The sequence below is a fragment of the Pandoraea fibrosis genome (assembly GCF_000807775.2).
Taxonomy (GTDB): Bacteria; Pseudomonadota; Gammaproteobacteria; order Burkholderiales; family Burkholderiaceae; genus Pandoraea; species Pandoraea fibrosis.
In genome coordinates, this window is sequence record NZ_CP047385.1 from 3,822,612 (window position 1) to 3,836,788 (window position 14,177).

13 protein-coding genes are annotated in these 14,177 nt (G+C 62.8%); 5 read left to right on the forward strand and 8 right to left on the reverse strand.

Annotated elements, in window-relative coordinates; genetic code table 11:
* Nucleotides 1–89: 89 nt before the first annotated feature.
* The 3 genes from pip to PI93_RS16750 form a co-directional block, all read right to left on the reverse strand.
* A complete protein-coding gene (gene pip, locus PI93_RS16740) occupies nt 90–1,028 on the reverse strand; it encodes a prolyl aminopeptidase (protein ID WP_201278454.1) in 939 nt (312 codons plus the stop codon).
* A 358-nt stretch (nt 1,029–1,386) separates the two neighbouring features.
* Nucleotides 1,387–2,982 (reverse strand): malate synthase A, encoded by a 1,596-nt coding sequence (gene aceB / locus PI93_RS16745; protein ID WP_039374288.1) that lies wholly within the window; start codon nt 2,980–2,982, stop codon nt 1,387–1,389.
* Nucleotides 2,983–3,075: 93 nt separating this feature from the next.
* Nucleotides 3,076–3,783 (reverse strand): haloacid dehalogenase type II, encoded by a 708-nt coding sequence (locus PI93_RS16750; RefSeq protein WP_039374287.1) that lies wholly within the window; start codon nt 3,781–3,783, stop codon nt 3,076–3,078.
* A 118-nt stretch (nt 3,784–3,901) separates the two neighbouring features.
* Here PI93_RS16750 and PI93_RS16755 point away from each other — a divergent pair, with 118 nt between their 5' ends.
* Both PI93_RS16755 and PI93_RS16760 read left to right on the forward strand, forming a co-directional pair.
* Nucleotides 3,902–4,828, forward strand: coding sequence for a LysR family transcriptional regulator (locus PI93_RS16755; RefSeq protein WP_039374286.1), 927 nt, complete (start codon nt 3,902–3,904; stop codon nt 4,826–4,828).
* Nucleotides 4,829–5,237: 409 nt separating this feature from the next.
* Nucleotides 5,238–5,672, forward strand: coding sequence for a universal stress protein (locus tag PI93_RS16760; protein ID WP_039374454.1), 435 nt, complete (start codon nt 5,238–5,240; stop codon nt 5,670–5,672).
* Nucleotides 5,673–5,915: 243 nt separating this feature from the next.
* Here the strand turns inward: PI93_RS16760 and aceA are convergent, their stop codons facing one another.
* Nucleotides 5,916–7,238: an isocitrate lyase gene (gene aceA / locus PI93_RS16765; RefSeq protein WP_039372064.1), complete on the reverse strand. Its 1,323-nt coding sequence runs from the start codon at nt 7,236–7,238 to the stop codon at nt 5,916–5,918.
* A 387-nt stretch (nt 7,239–7,625) separates the two neighbouring features.
* Nucleotides 7,626–8,537 carry a DMT family transporter gene (locus PI93_RS16770; protein ID WP_039372062.1) on the reverse strand — a complete coding sequence of 304 codons (912 nt, stop codon included), beginning with the start codon at nt 8,535–8,537 and terminating at the stop codon, nt 7,626–7,628.
* Between the two features lie 241 nt (nt 8,538–8,778).
* On the opposite strand from PI93_RS16770, the gene PI93_RS16775 reads away from it, so the two are divergent.
* Together PI93_RS16775 and PI93_RS16780 are read left to right on the forward strand one after the other, a co-directional pair.
* Nucleotides 8,779–9,696, forward strand: a complete 918-nt coding sequence (locus tag PI93_RS16775) for a 7-cyano-7-deazaguanine reductase (RefSeq protein ID WP_052240758.1) — start codon at nt 8,779–8,781, stop codon at nt 9,694–9,696.
* Complete coding sequence (locus PI93_RS16780; protein ID WP_039372060.1) at nt 9,693–10,523, forward strand: queuosine precursor transporter; 831 nt, start codon at nt 9,693–9,695, stop codon at nt 10,521–10,523. Before PI93_RS16775 ends, PI93_RS16780 begins: the two co-directional genes overlap by 4 nt.
* A 37-nt stretch (nt 10,524–10,560) precedes the next feature.
* On the opposite strand, the gene PI93_RS16785 is transcribed toward PI93_RS16780, so the two are convergent.
* Entirely contained in the window at nt 10,561–11,028 is a 468-nt protein-coding gene (locus PI93_RS16785) for a gamma-glutamylcyclotransferase family protein (RefSeq protein ID WP_052240757.1), read from the reverse strand.
* Between the two features lie 261 nt (nt 11,029–11,289).
* Between PI93_RS16785 and PI93_RS16790 the strand changes: the two genes are divergently transcribed.
* Nucleotides 11,290–12,162: an AraC family transcriptional regulator gene (locus tag PI93_RS16790; protein WP_080759255.1), complete on the forward strand. Its 873-nt coding sequence runs from the start codon at nt 11,290–11,292 to the stop codon at nt 12,160–12,162.
* Here PI93_RS16790 and PI93_RS16795 read toward each other — a convergent pair.
* Nucleotides 12,125–12,976 (reverse strand): LytR/AlgR family response regulator transcription factor, encoded by an 852-nt coding sequence (locus tag PI93_RS16795; RefSeq protein WP_039372059.1) that lies wholly within the window; start codon nt 12,974–12,976, stop codon nt 12,125–12,127. The two genes, PI93_RS16790 and PI93_RS16795, sit on opposite strands and share 38 nt — an antisense overlap.
* Nucleotides 12,973–14,163: a sensor histidine kinase gene (locus tag PI93_RS16800; RefSeq protein WP_052240756.1), complete on the reverse strand. Its 1,191-nt coding sequence runs from the start codon at nt 14,161–14,163 to the stop codon at nt 12,973–12,975. Before PI93_RS16800 ends, PI93_RS16795 begins: the two co-directional genes overlap by 4 nt.
* Nucleotides 14,164–14,177: the final 14 nt, after the last annotated feature.

Genomic DNA, 14,177 nt, shown 5'->3' on the forward strand with positions numbered 1-14,177 from the left:
CTGCCCGAATCGTAAAAAACCCCGATATCGACCCATGGTCGGTATCGGGGTTTTAGCTTTCCCGCACCCAATTACGGATGGCCTTCACGTCATCGCGAAGCAGCAAACCGATCCGTCGCCTCGATCAGCCAATGCAGGATGGTCGGCTCGCTGAACGCATGCCCGGCGTCCGGCGCCCAGTAGAAATCCGCTTCCGGCCAGGCCTTATGCAGCGCCCACGCCGTGCGCGCAGGCGTCGCCATGTCATAGCGCCCCTGCACGATCACCCCCGGAACGTCGCGCAAACAGGACGCGCCGTCGATCAATTGATTCGGCGCGAGAAAACCATCGTGCACGAAGTAGTGATTCTCGATGCGGGCGAACGCTATCGCGTAGTGAGGATCGCCGAAGGCTTCGGTAAGCTGATCGTCCGGCAGCAGCGTGATGGTGCTCCCCTCCCACATGCTCCACGCGCGCGCCGCCTCGATTCTGACTGCCTCGTCGGGATGGGTCAGCCGCTTCCGATAAGCCCGCATCAGATCGCCGCGCTCTTCGAGCGGGATCGGCGCCAGAAACGCCTCCCAGCGATCGGGAAACAGCCATGAGGCGCCACTCTGGTAGTACCACTGCAATTCTTCGCGGCGCACAGTGAAAATACCCCGCACGACGATTTCGCTCACCCGATCCACATGCGCCTGCGCGTAGGCCAACGCCAGCGTGCTGCCCCACGAACCGCCGAACACCTGCCACTGCGCATATCCGAACTTCGCGCGCAGCCGCTCAATGTCCTCGACCAGATCCCATGTCGTGTTGTGATCGAGACTCGCGTGCGGGGTAGACCGTCCGCATCCACGCTGATCGAACAACGTCACACAATACTTCGCGGGATCGAACAGCCGTCGATGCTCCGGCGAACAGCCGCCGCCCGGACCACCGTGGAGAAACACCGCGGGTTTGCCGAGCGGATTACCGCATCGCTCCCAATAAATAGCGTGCCCATTTCCGACTTCGAGCATGCCACTCTCGAAAGGCTCGACCGGTGGATACAGACCGCGCAACGCGTCCGGGCGCGATTCTATGACCTTGCCCAACCGGCGCGGCGAGGCGGGCTTCTGAGCGGACGGATCGTTCCGGGCAGCATCATCGGGAAAGTCGGCGGGCATCGGCATCCTCATGTGAGCAAAGGGGCACTGCGTCGTCAACGTCACAGGCAAACGCCACCCAGGCGGGACAACACGGACGAGTAGGACGGGAACACCTCCATCGAAGTTCAGTGTAGCGCGGTGCCTGAAACAAGACAAAGCGCGCGCGCCAAAGAAAAGGGGACGATGTTGCCATCGTCCCCTTCTTGCGGCCCGATTGGTGCCACCAATCACGCGACGCCTGACACGCGCCGCACGTCGCGCATCAGACCTCTTCGTACAGCGGCAACGTGAGGAAGTCGACGAAGTCCTCGCTCGTGCTCATTTGCTCGAAGATGACGGCGGCGCGATCGTAGGTCGGCGCCACCTGCCCCACCCCTTCCTTGACGTTGGCAAGTTCCTGCGGGATCAGCTCGCGCACCAGCTCGGCAGTCACTTTGCGGCCGTCCTCGAGCTTGCCCTTCGGCGAGCGAATCCATTGCCACACCTGCGAGCGCGAGATCTCGGCCGTTGCAGCGTCTTCCATCAGGTTGTGAATCGGTACGCAACCATTGCCAGCAAGCCACGCCCCCAGATAGTGGATACCGACGTTGATGTTGTTACGCAGCCCGGCCTCCGTGATCGGCGCTTCCGGCTTGAACTCCAGCAGATCGCGGCCCTTGACGCTCACATCGTCACGTTGCTTGTCGATCTGATTCGGGCGATCGCCCAGCACCTTCACAAACTCGTCCATCGCTACGGGCACCAGACCCGGATGCGCCACCCAACCGCCGTCGTAACCGTCGGTTGCGTCGCGCGCCTTGTCGCCGCGAATCCCGGCCATTGCCTTCTCGTTCGCTTCCGGATCGTTCTTGATCGGAATCAGCGCACTCATGCCGCCGATGGCAGGCGCGTTGCGGTGGTGGCATGTCTTGAGCAGCAAGAGCGCGTAGGCACGCATGAACGGCACCGTCATGGTGATGCGGCTGCGATCGGCTAGACAGAAGTCGGCGTCAACCTTGAACTTCTTGATGCAAGAGAAGATGTAGTCCCAGCGGCCCGCATTCAGGCCGGCGCTGTGCTCGCGCAACTCGTACAGGATCTCGTCCATCTCGAACGCGGCCAGAATCGTCTCGACGAGCACCGTCGCCTTGATCGTGCCTTGCGCCACGCCCAGTTCGTTCTGTGCGAGCACAAACACGTCGTTCCACAGCCGTGCTTCGAGGTGACTTTCGAGCTTCGGCAGATAGTAGTACGGCCCAAAGCCTCGCTCGAGCGACGCCTTGGCGTTATGGAAGAAGTGCAGACCGAAGTCGAACAGACTGCCCGACATGCGTGCACCGTCCACACTCACATGCTTCTCGTCGAGATGCCAGCCCCGCGGACGCACGATCAGCGTGGCGACCTTGTCATTCAGTTTGTACTGCTTACCGTTCTGCTCGAGGCTGATGGTGCCGCGCACCGCATCGCGCACATTGATATGACCTTGTAACTGGTTGTGCCAGCTCGGGGCATTCGAGTCCTCGAAATCGGTCATGTAGCTGTCCGCGCCCGAGTTCAGTGCGTTGATGATCATCTTGCGCTCGACCGGGCCGGTGATCTCCACGCGACGGCATTGCAGCGCCGCCGGCAGCGGCGCGATACGCCAGTCGGCGTCGCGGATCGCCTGGGTTTCCGGCAGGAAATCCGGCACTTCGCCGGCGTCGAGTCGCGCCGCGCGTGCGACGCGCTCGGCCAGCAACGCCTGACGGCGTGGCTCGAACGCACGGTGCAGTTTGGCGATGAAAGCGAGCGCGTCGGGGGTCAGGATCGCTTCGTATTCGGGATAAATATCGGCGGCATCGACATGCAGTTGCATGCCGGGGGGCAACGTCAGGGACATCAGGGATCTCCAGCTATCTTGATTTATATAAGGGAGTGCGCCGCAAGGAAGAACTTCAGGGGCTTTGCACAGGGCCTCACACCGCGGTGGGGGTCAGGCGCGCGCTCCCGTCACTGCCTCGACAAATCGCTGCAAGTCGCGCATGTCGCGCCCCATCCCTTGCGGCGTTACGCCGAGTTGTTCGACCGGCAGCCCGGCGCGGTTGACCCAGAACGTCGGGTAACCGAACCAGGTAGCACCGGCCGCGTCCCAGCCATTGCTGGAGACGAAAACGATGGCGTCGACCGGCAAGCCGAACGCATCCGGTCCAAGTTGATAGGCCTCGGGGGCCGTTTTGTATTTGCGCACGACGTCGACCGACAACACGTGGTCGAACAGGTCCTTGATGCCCGCACTCTTCAGGCCGACATCCAACATTCGGGGATCGCCGTTCGACAGCACGCCGAGGCCGAGACCCATCGCACGCAATGCGCGAAGGACGGGCGGGTTCTCGGGGAAGACGGACAGGCAGGTGTACTCGTCCATCAAACGCTTCTCGGCGACCGGCGTAAGCGTCAGATTCAGCCTGGCGGCGGCATAACGCAGCGCATCGACGGTGATGTCCCAGAACGGGCGATAGCGTTCGCCCCCGGGACCGGAGAGGGTGCGCAGTTGCGTGTACTCGATCTGCTTCACCCGCCACAGCTCTGCGAGCGCCGTCCCGCGCCCCGGAAACTGCTGTTCGGCTGCCGCCGCAACGGCATACACGTCGAACAGCGTGCCGTAGGCATCGAAGATCACGGCCTGAATGCGGGAGGTCATCGCTCGGGTCTCACTTGTATCGCTTGTCATGGCATCTCGATTGTATTATTGATAACCAGCACCATAAAAGTGCGCATAGATCACTTTATCTTTGACTTTTTAGTACATAATCTGCGACGTGGATCGCTTTAAACAAATCGAAACTTTCGTCGCCGTTGCCGGCAAGGGAAGTCTGTCGGCCGCCGCGACGCTCGAAGGGGTGGCGCCAGCCGTGATCGGACGCCGCATCGACGCTCTCGAATCCCGACTGGGCGTGAAGCTGCTCGTGCGCACGACCCGACGCGTCACCCTGACCTTCGAGGGCTCGGCATTTCTCGAGGACTGCCAACGCATTCTCAACGAAATGCATAACGCCGAGGCGACCGTGTCGGCGGGTGGCGTCAAGGCGAGCGGCCACTTGCGGCTGTCGGGACCGGCGGGGTTCGGACGGCGTCACGTCGCCCCGCTGCTGCCGGTATTCATCGAATCGCACCCCGACGTCACGGTGACACTCGACCTCTCGGACCGGCTCGTCGATCTGGTCAACGAAGGCTTCGACTGCGCTATCCGCCTGGGTGAACTGCCCGATTCAAGTCTCGTGTCGCTGCGATTGGGCGAGAACCGGCGTGTCTGCGTGGCGTCGCCCGCCTATCTCGCCAAGCGCGGACGCCCCGACTCTCTCGACGCCCTCGCCGCTCACAACTGCCTCGCCTTCGGGTCGACCGCCAATCAACAACGCGGATGGACTTTCGCGCAGGACGGCAAGGTCGTCACCATCCGCGTGAACGGCAATATGGAATGTACCGACGGCGCCGTGCTGCACGACTGGTGTCTGGACGGCTATGGCCTCGCCTGGCGTTCGTGGTGGGAGGTCGGCGACGATATTCGTGCCGGCAGACTCGTGACGGTACTTGACGACTTTGCCGCGCCTCCTATCGGCATTCACGCCGTGTTCCCGCAACGCCGCCATCTGCCGTTGCGGGTGCGCCTGTTCATCGACCATCTCAAGCATCACTACAGCAGTGCCGCCTATTGGCAGGACGACACTCCACAAATGTCCACCTGAGACCGCGTCGATCTGCCGCAAGGCGACGCAGGAGGATAGAGGAACGTTTATTGCGTACACCCTCTCTCAGCTAGAGATGAGGACGACGAAACGGTCATTTGCCGCACAGTTGGGGTACCGAAATTGCCGCATTCGCACGCGCATTGGGCATGCGGCATGCCGAGGCACCACGATTGGGCTTGACTGGAAAGACGCGCGGCGTCTGGCGAATGGGCATTACCGGGTTTGCCCCCGTTGTTGCGTCGCGCCAAAGCCATAGAATCGAAACGAAGGGTTTGCTGGCAATGTCGATGTCGATGCGTAACCGAGTGTCGGGATCATCGGACAGCAGACTGGGTGCAAGACCGTGTACTACCTGCGCGAGCCTGTGAACGCGTGTTCAGCAACGCCAACTGCGGGAGGTCATATGTTGTTTACCCACATCCTCATTCCGACCGACGGCTCGGAGCTATCGCAAAAGGCCGTCAATGGCGGGCTGGAATTGGCGCGCGCGTTGGGGGCGAGAGTGACCGGCTATTGTTGCCTCGCCGAATATCCCTACTCGCCTTTCAGCGAATATGTACTCGAAGCGCCAGCCACCTTCAGCGAGCGCATTGCCGAAGAGGCCTGCGCCCACCTCGACAGACTGGCCGAAGCCGCCGCCGCCGCCGGCGTGCCGTTCGACCGTGACAGTTCCACCTTCCCCGCGCCCTATCTGGGCATCATCGACGCAGCGGAGCGGCACGGGTGCGACGTTATTCTGATGGCCTCGCACGGACGACGCGGTCTCACGAGCCTGTTGCTCGGCAGTGAGACACAGCGCGTGCTGGTTCACTCGAAGATTCCGGTACTTGTCTATCGGTGAGCGATCGCCGAGACGGTCCCCGCCCGACACCGCATGAAAAAAGGCCCGTGAGCGGGATAAGCTCACGGGCCTTTTCTCGTTCAGGCGTGCATTGCTGCGCTAACGGCGACGGGACCGCCGTTAGCGCAACCCCCGACCGGATAGGCCGGACGCGCAGTCATGACACGGCAACGTTCCACCCACGACGATGTGCCCCCACGCGCATCGTCGCTGGCGGGCGCGCCGCGCCCTCCCTTCGCCCTGTCAGGCGACCTTGACCTGCGCCTTCTTTTCGTCGAAGAACTGTTCGTCCTCCGTCGAACCCTTCAGGGCCGTGGTCGATGCGTCGCGCTCAATCGTTTGCGTGACGGCATCGAAGTAGCCCGTACCCACCTCGCGCTGGTGCTTGACTGCCGTAAAGCCCTTGTCGGCAGCGGCGAATTCCGCTTCCTGCAACTCCACGAAGGCGCTCATCTGACGGCGGGCATAGCCGTGCGCCAGGTTGAACATCGAGTAGTTCAGGCTGTGGAAACCGGCCAGCGTGATGAACTGGAACTTGTAGCCCATCGCACCGAGTTCCTTCTGGAACTTGGCGATGGTGGCGTCGTCGAGGTTCTTCTTCCAGTTGAACGACGGCGAGCAGTTATACGAGAGCATCTTGCCCGGGAAGTGCTTGTGAATGCCTTCGGCAAACTGCTTGGCGAATTCGAGATCCGGCTTGCCGGTCTCGCACCACACCAGATCGACGAACGGCGCGTAGGCCAGACCGCGTGCGATCGCCTGATCCAGGCCATTGCGCGTGCGATAGAAGCCCTCGACAGTGCGCTCGCCCGTGCAGAACGGCTGATCGATCGGGTCGACGTCAGCGGTGATCAGGTCTGCCGCTTCGGCGTCGGTACGGGCGATGAGCACCGTGGGCACGCCGAGCACGTCGGCAGCCAGACGAGCCGCCACCAGCTTGGCGACCGCTTCGCGCGTCGGCACGAGCACCTTGCCGCCCATGTGGCCGCACTTCTTGACCGAAGCGAGCTGATCTTCGAAGTGAACGCCTGCGGCGCCGGCCTCGATCATCGCCTTCATCAGTTCGAACGCGTTGAGCACGCCGCCGAAACCGGCTTCGGCATCGGCCACGATCGGCGCGAAGTAGTCGATATAGCCTTCATCGCCCGGGTTCTTGCCTTCTTGCCATTGAATCTGGTCGGCACGCGTGAACGTATTGTTGATACGACGCACGACCTGCGGCACCGAATTGGCCGGGTACAGCGACTGGTCGGGGTACATTTCGCCGGCAAGGTTGGCGTCGCCTGCAACTTGCCAGCCCGACAGGTAAATGGCCTGAAGACCGGCCTTGACCTGTTGCATGGCCTGGTTGCCCGTCAAGGCGCCCAGCGCGTTGACGAACGGTTGCTCATTGATCTGGGTCCACAAACGCTCGGCACCACGGCGAGCCAGCGTCTGTTCCGGTTGGATCGAGCCACGCAGACGGACCACGTCTTCTGCCGAATAGCCACGCTTGACGCCTGCCCAACGCGGATTGTTCGCCCAGTCCTGCTCGAGTTGCTTCACTTGTTCTTGACGCGTCGTCATGGTGATCTCTCCTGGTTTCTCGATACAAATAAAAGAGGGGTATCTCTTGCTGCCTTGTCATCGCCGGGACTGCGGTTGACCGCTTTCGGCGTCTCCAAATCGGCAGGTCTTGTATAAGAGTTTAGGGATTTCCCATGCAATGCAACAGAACGAATTACTGGCTTAATGCATATTTTTTATTTATATAAATCAACCAGATAACAAAATAATTTCTTGATGTGAAACGATATTTCCCTTCCTGAAATCATCGTGTTGTGCCAAGCAGCGCAAATTTTTACGCACCGCAAAGCCATTCCACATCATGAAAAAAGCCGGTAACCGCAGTGACCGGCTTTGATCGAGGAACGTCGCAAGCGGGGCGATCTTCCCCCTGACGCGCTCAAGACCTCATGACGCTGCCCCGCTCGCGGCCGGAATGGCTTTCGGCGGCTTGCACACGAGCCACACGGCAAGGGCGATGCAACAGCCGCCGAAGAAGTGAGCCATCGTGACGGCTTCGTTCAGGAACAAGGCGCCCCACAGCACGCCGAACGGCGGAATGAGGAAGGTCACGGTCAGCGAGCGCAGCGGGCCGAGATCGGCAATCAGGCGGAAGAACAACATATAGGCCACCGCGCTGCAAAGGAAGCCGAGCGCCGCCATCGCCGCCCAGACACCGCCGGTCGCAGGGCCGGGAACGCCGGACGTCATCGACACATACCCAAAGAACGGCAGCAGCACGATCGCGGCCCCCAGTTGACTGCCGAAGGCGACGAGCTTGGCGTCGAGGCCGCCGCGCTCGGTGATCCAGCGTCGCGTGAGGTAACCCGCCAGGCCGTAGCACGACGTGGCAACCAGACACGCCAGCGCGCCCATGAGCACCGGGCCCGACATCGTGACCGGCCCGGCCTGCGTCAGCACGGCGACACCCGCCAGCCCCAGCAGCACGCCCAGCGCCTTGGCACCTGTCAGACGGTCATGGAAGAACAGCGCGCCGATGATGACGCCCATCATCGGTGTGGTGGCATTGAAGATGGCGGAGTAACCGGCGGGCAGCACGCGCGCGGCCAGGCAGTACATCACGAATGGAATGCCCGAGTTGATCACCCCAAGCACCATCGACGCGCCAAGCAGCCCCTTGAACTCCCAGCGCACGCGCAAGGCGAGCAGGATGACCGCCAGGCCGACAGCACCGAGCGTGACGCGCAGGAAAGCGGTCGGAAGCGGTCCGAGCGCGGGAACGATGATGCGCATGAAAAGAAAGCTCGCGCCCCAGATGGCGGAGAGCGTCAGCAAACGGGCAATGTCAGACGAGCGCATGGTCGGAGAAACGGCACGGGTGACCGTCGATAGCGTAGGAATGCGTGAATCGTCCCACAATGGCCGCAGGCACGCTGGTCATAATCGGACATGGCGGCATACGCACGCGCCGGGCGCTCGTCAAACCGCATCACCCGGTATACCGGATGACCTCCTTACACGTTTTCAGAATCCACGCATTGAGCAGGCGAGACGTCACGGGATATGGTGATCGATCGACTCATCAGAGATTTCACATCCCATGACGCCACACGATTCCCGTGCCAGTTCGATCGCCGATGCATTCACCGATGCGCCCGCCGATTCCCCGACCTCGCCTCCGGATGCGCATCCCCTCTCCTGCACGTCGCCGGCTAGTCTGGACAACGGCCTCCATCCGATGCCTCGCACGCGCTTCGCGCATCGAACACCCCCGCCAACGGGCACACCCATTGTCACGCCGCGCGGCTATGACTTATGGAATCACTACGAAGTCGCGTGGCTCGACATGCACGAGCGGCCCCAGATCGCCGTCGTGGAACTCGTGATTCCCTGCGACTCGCCTTATACGTTGGAGATGTCGGACGCGCATCGCTATTTCCTCACGTTGCGCGACCGGTGCTTCGAGTCGACCGATGCCCTTGAGGCGCATGTGGCAGGCGAGCTTTCGCGCGGTCTGCACGCCTACGTTCTCGTGCGCACGACACCCGTCAGGCAAGCCGTGCGCGCAACCGCCGCGCGCGATCCGGGGGCGGAGAGTCTCGATCTCGAGCCGGTCAGCGTGGTGCGCGGCGGCGTGCAGGCGAACCTGCTGCGTCATGCCAGCGATGCCAATGCCGATACTGCTCTCGTGTCGCCCATCCGCGAATGCCTGACCTCCGATCTGTTGAGTGTGCGATGTCCGCTGACGAATGGCGTCGACTACGGCACTGTCTGGTTCGACTACACAGGCGCACCGATCTGCCGTCAGGCACTGCTGGCCTACGTGCTGTCGTATCGCGACAGCGCGATGTTCATCGAGCAATGTGTGGAGACGCTCTTCGCCGACGTGCTCGCGCAGTGTGCCCCGTCCCGGCTGGCCGTAGGCGCGCGATTCACACGACGTCACGGCATCGATATCAACCCCGTGCGCTCGACGCATGCCATTGCCATCACCAACATTCGCACCGTCCGCCAATGATCGATACCGCTGCTTCCCCGCTATCCCCTGCCGCCAGCCCGTCACGTCAGGCCACACGCATCACGCCGTCGGTGATCGTGCTTGCCATCGCGTTCGTGAGCTTCTTGCTGATCTCGAACGCGCTCGGCGCGCGCGTGTGCGAAGTCACGCTGCCGTGGATGGAGACAGAGGAGCCCTTCCGGTTGACGTTTTCCGCCGCGCTGATCAGTTTTCCCTTCGCGTATCTGTTCTCTTCGGTACTGACGGAGGTCTATGGCTATCGCCTCAGCCGCATTGTGATCTGGAGCGGCCTTGCGACCAATCTGGTGATGATCGGGTTTCTCTGGCTAATGTCGTGGCTGCCAACCGAAGCGGCCTGGGCGGCGCAAACGGGCTTTACCGATGAGGTACAACGTCACTGGTTCGAGGCGATTGCCCACATGTTCGTCGCGTCGGTCAGCGCGTGCCTCGTGGGTGAGTTCGCGAATGCGGCCACGCTTGCCCGCATGAAAGTGGCAATGCATGGCAGGCTGGCCAGCCTTCGCCTCATGGCGGGCAGCGCGCTTGCCGCCATGCTCGACTCGGTCGTGTTTGTGGGGGTGGCGTTCGCCTATGTGCTCGACATCGACGCGATGGCCCGCATGGCCGGACTCGAGTTCGTATTCAAGTGTGCACTGCAATGGCTCGTGCTGCCGCTCACGATCGGTCTCGCACGTCTACTCAAGCGGACCGACGGCATCGATCATTACGACATCGGGACGTCACTGAATCCCTTCGGCTTTCACTGGTCGATATGCCGGCGGCTTACGCTGGGTCGAATCGCCCGTTTCAGCCGACTGGGCCGATAACCAACGCGATTGCCCACGCGATTTGCCGCACCCCGGCTCACGCCTCGCTGGTGTCGCGCTCGCGGCGATAAGCGACCCAGTCGCCAGCAGGGATCTGCGGCAACTGGGCGACGGCCGACTCGCTCACCGGATACACGATGCACGTGTAAGTCGCGCCATTGCAGGCGACGTCGTGCATCTCTCGCACGAACAACCCCGCCTCCCCCGGATAAACCGCTTCGATCTCGTCGAGCACGGGAATCAGTGCGGCCGGGATCCGGTAGATGTCCCCCGTCACGCCGCTGCCTGCCGCGTCGAGCACCATGCCCGGATAGTGTCCGAAATCATAGAGTCGTCCGCCGAGCGACGCCGAGCCCACATAAGCCGGCGGCGCAATGCCGTGACGCGCGGCGGCATGCATCAGGTCGTTGATCTCGCCGGCACGCAGCGTGCCGTAGACAAAAACGTGGATCGCCTCGTCGGGCGTGTCATGGGCGTCTTGCAAATCGCGCGTAGCCGTTGTCATCACAAACATTCCGATCGGAAATCGCGGACATTGGGGCCATGCCAACGCCGGAGAATTGGGGGAAATGCCGCTCGCCTGCAACGCTCTGCACGGCGACATGCCTTCACGTACTGCCAGCGATCATAGCGCCTTTGCCGGACGGAAAGCTGTGACGCGCCCCAACACACGCGCCCTCTTCCTTCGCCTGCGGCCCACCGACGCGGCTGCCGAGGCGACGCGGCTGATTTACACTCATGCATCTCAAATTGTCGCAACTACGCCATGCCCAACCTCCCGCCCGTGCTGCCCGATTCATTGGGGACGGTGCCACAGGCCGAACCCGACCCTTATGTCCTGCCGGCGGGGTACATGCCGACTCGGGAGCGTCCGGTGCGGCTGCGCGCCCGGCCGTTGGGCGACGGCACCCGCGTGCCGGACCATCAGCATGCCTGGGCACAGGTCGCGTACACCCCTCGAGGCGTGATTCAGATTGCGGTTGCCGATGCGGCATGGATCGTTCCGCCGTCACGTGCGATCTGGATTCCGCCGAATGTCGTGCACAGCCTGCAAGTCAACGAACCCTCGTACCTTCGCACCCTCTACGTCCATCCCGAGGTCATTCCGGCCGGGCTGGATCATTGTCGGGTCGTGGAGGTGTCGCCGTTGCTGCGCGAGTTGATCGCGGCCATCGACGTGCCCAAGGAAGCGCTGGACACGCCTCGCGAACAACTCCTCGGTGGCCTGATCCTCGACGAATTGCGCCGAGCGTCGCCACTGCCGCTGGAGGTACCGCTACCGCACGACAAACGGCTGCTGACCCTCTGCAATGCGATGCTCGCCGACCCGGCACGCGCCTGGACACTCGATCAATGGGCTCGCTATGCAGGCGCCAGCCCGCGCACCATCGGACGGCTGTTCCGGCAAGAGCTCAACATGAGCTTCGTGCAGTGGCGTCAACAGGTCGTGCTGGTGCAGGCGATTCCGCTCGCGTCGAAGGGCTATCCGCTGGCCCGCATTGCCCGGGAATTGGGCTATCGAAGCCAGAGTGCGTTTTCCGCGATGTTCAAACGCACCTTCGGCCGCACGCCCAGCGAGTTCTTCGCCACCGCGCCCGGCACTACATCTGCCGGAACAGGTGAGCGTACTGACGGCTGACCGCCACCCGATCCTTGCGACGTTTGAGCTTGAGCGTAAGACGGCCTAACGGGGTGTGCTGCGCGCTCACGACTTCGGCCACGTTGACCACCGTACTGCGGTGCACCTGCCAGAAGCGCGACGGATCGAGTTGCGGCATCAGTTCGCGCAGACTCGTGCGGATGAGCAGATCGCCGTCGGTCGTCGCTACCACGACATACTTGTCGGCAGCCTCGAAAAAGCACACATCCTCGACAGGAACGATACGAATCTCGTCACGCACCGATGCCCGGACGAAACGCAGGTACTCACGGGGATCCGTGGCCACTGAAGCGGATGAGGTGGATGCGCCGGATGGCGTGCCTGGTGCCTGCGCTGCATCTTGCCGATTCGACACTGCCCCCGACTCCAGATGTGACTGCAACGTCGCGAGCAATTGCGAGAGCGTGCTGCCATCGGGTGCGGCCAGCCGTTCACGCACACGCGCCACCGTTCGTGCCAGACGATCGGGCTCCACCGGCTTGAGCAGATAGTCGACGGCGGCCGCGTCGAAGGCATCGAGCGCGAAGCGGTCGAACGCCGTGACGAATACGATCTGCGGCGGCCGGGCCAATCGCGCACAGGCGCGCGCGACGTCGAGTCCAGTCGCACCGGGCATCGAGATGTCGAGAAACACGACATCGGGCTGCGCCTGTGCGATGGCGGCAATCGCCGACATCCCGTCCGGCGCCACGGGGAGGATCGTCAACGCGGGCCACGCCTGCGCGAGCAGGGTGCGCAGCGCATCGGCGAGCAACGGTTCGTCTTCGGCAATTAGGGCGACGGGGGATGTCATGCACTCCACTCTCTGGGACTAGAAACCGATGCCGTTGTCGACGTATGCGGCCTGGACCCGGTCGACGCCAGGGGCAAGCGCAATGTCGCGACGACACCTCGCGGCACGCCCTCGGTGAGCGTGAGCCGTGCGGTGTCGCCATAGAGCACCCGCAGGCGCTCCCGAATATTCGTCAGGCCGACGCCACCTGCGGGCGCTTGTGCGTCGCGCTCCATCACAGCGCAAAACCCAGCGCCGTCGTCCGTCACGCGCAGCACGAGTTGCCACGCACCGTCGGCCGAGCGCTCGCGCCGCGCGCTGACCTCCACGGCGGCCCCGAGGGCGAGCGGCTCGACGCCATGCTTCACGGCATTCTCGACGAGCGGTTGCACAAGCATGGGCGGCACCTGCAAGGCGCGGCAATCCTCTGGCAGGTCGAACGAATAACGCAGCCGTTCGGCAAAGCGCACCTGCTGGATCGACATCAAGGCTTCGAGCAAGGCGAATTCGTCGGCCAACGTCGTGACATCTGCGCGCGTGGCCGCGAGCGATGCGCGCAAGAACCGGTTGAGATGCCCGAGCAACGTGCGCGCACGCGCCGGATCGCTTGCAATGAGCGAGTCGAGATTGGCGAGCACGTTGAACAGAAAGTGGGGTTCCAGTTGTGCCTGCAACGTTTGTAGTTGCGCGTGCACGAGTTCCTTTTCCGCCGCCGCCTCACGCAACGCCTGCTGTGCCGTGGCCTCACGCAGTTGCGACAGCCGCGCACGCGACCAGCCGTGATACGTGCCAATGCCGGTGGCCAGCAACGCGATGAGCAGCGCAATGGGCAGCGAGTGGCCGTTCAACGGCCGCCACATCGAAATCGGCAACCCCAGCAGCGCGGTACCGATGGCGATGCCCAGCACGAGCCCGGCCGCGCAGCCCAACGCCACGAGCAGCAGGAACGGCACCATCGCGGGTGCACCGTCGCGCCAGATCGCGCGCCGTCCACCGTCGACAAACAGGGCGATGGAGATGCCAATGCACTGACTGAAAACGAGGTTCTGGAAGAAGGTCCCGCCAAAGCCGATGAAAAAGAGCATCAGGGCGATGGCAGTGTTGAAAAGCACGATGCCCACGAGTTCGCGAAAAAACGTCTGCCACAGGCCGCGTGTCACTTTGACGGGGCTCGCGTGTACGGTCTCGACGGATTGCGGTTGTCTCATTATCGACGTGCGTT

Bases quoted from the DNA above. Each gene is read 5' to 3' on its own strand.
- aceA (WP_039372064.1), bottom strand. From the start codon at position 7,238: ATGACGACGCGTCAAGAACAAGTGAAGCAACTCGAGCAGGACTGGGCG.
- PI93_RS16790 (WP_080759255.1), top strand. From the start codon at position 11,290: ATGCCCAACCTCCCGCCCGTGCTGCCCGATTCATTGGGGACGGTGCCA.
- PI93_RS16780 (WP_039372060.1), top strand. From the start codon at position 9,693: ATGATCGATACCGCTGCTTCCCCGCTATCCCCTGCCGCCAGCCCGTCA.
- aceB (WP_039374288.1), bottom strand. From the start codon at position 2,982: ATGTCCCTGACGTTGCCCCCCGGCATGCAACTGCATGTCGATGCCGCC.
- PI93_RS16795 (WP_039372059.1), bottom strand. From the start codon at position 12,976: ATGACATCCCCCGTCGCCCTAATTGCCGAAGACGAACCGTTGCTCGCC.
- PI93_RS16750 (WP_039374287.1), bottom strand. From the start codon at position 3,783: ATGACCTCCCGCATTCAGGCCGTGATCTTCGATGCCTACGGCACGCTG.
- PI93_RS16770 (WP_039372062.1), bottom strand. From the start codon at position 8,537: ATGCGCTCGTCTGACATTGCCCGTTTGCTGACGCTCTCCGCCATCTGG.
- PI93_RS16775 (WP_052240758.1), top strand. From the start codon at position 8,779: ATGACGCCACACGATTCCCGTGCCAGTTCGATCGCCGATGCATTCACC.
- PI93_RS16800 (WP_052240756.1), bottom strand. From the start codon at position 14,163: ATGAGACAACCGCAATCCGTCGAGACCGTACACGCGAGCCCCGTCAAA.
- PI93_RS16785 (WP_052240757.1), bottom strand. From the start codon at position 11,028: ATGACAACGGCTACGCGCGATTTGCAAGACGCCCATGACACGCCCGAC.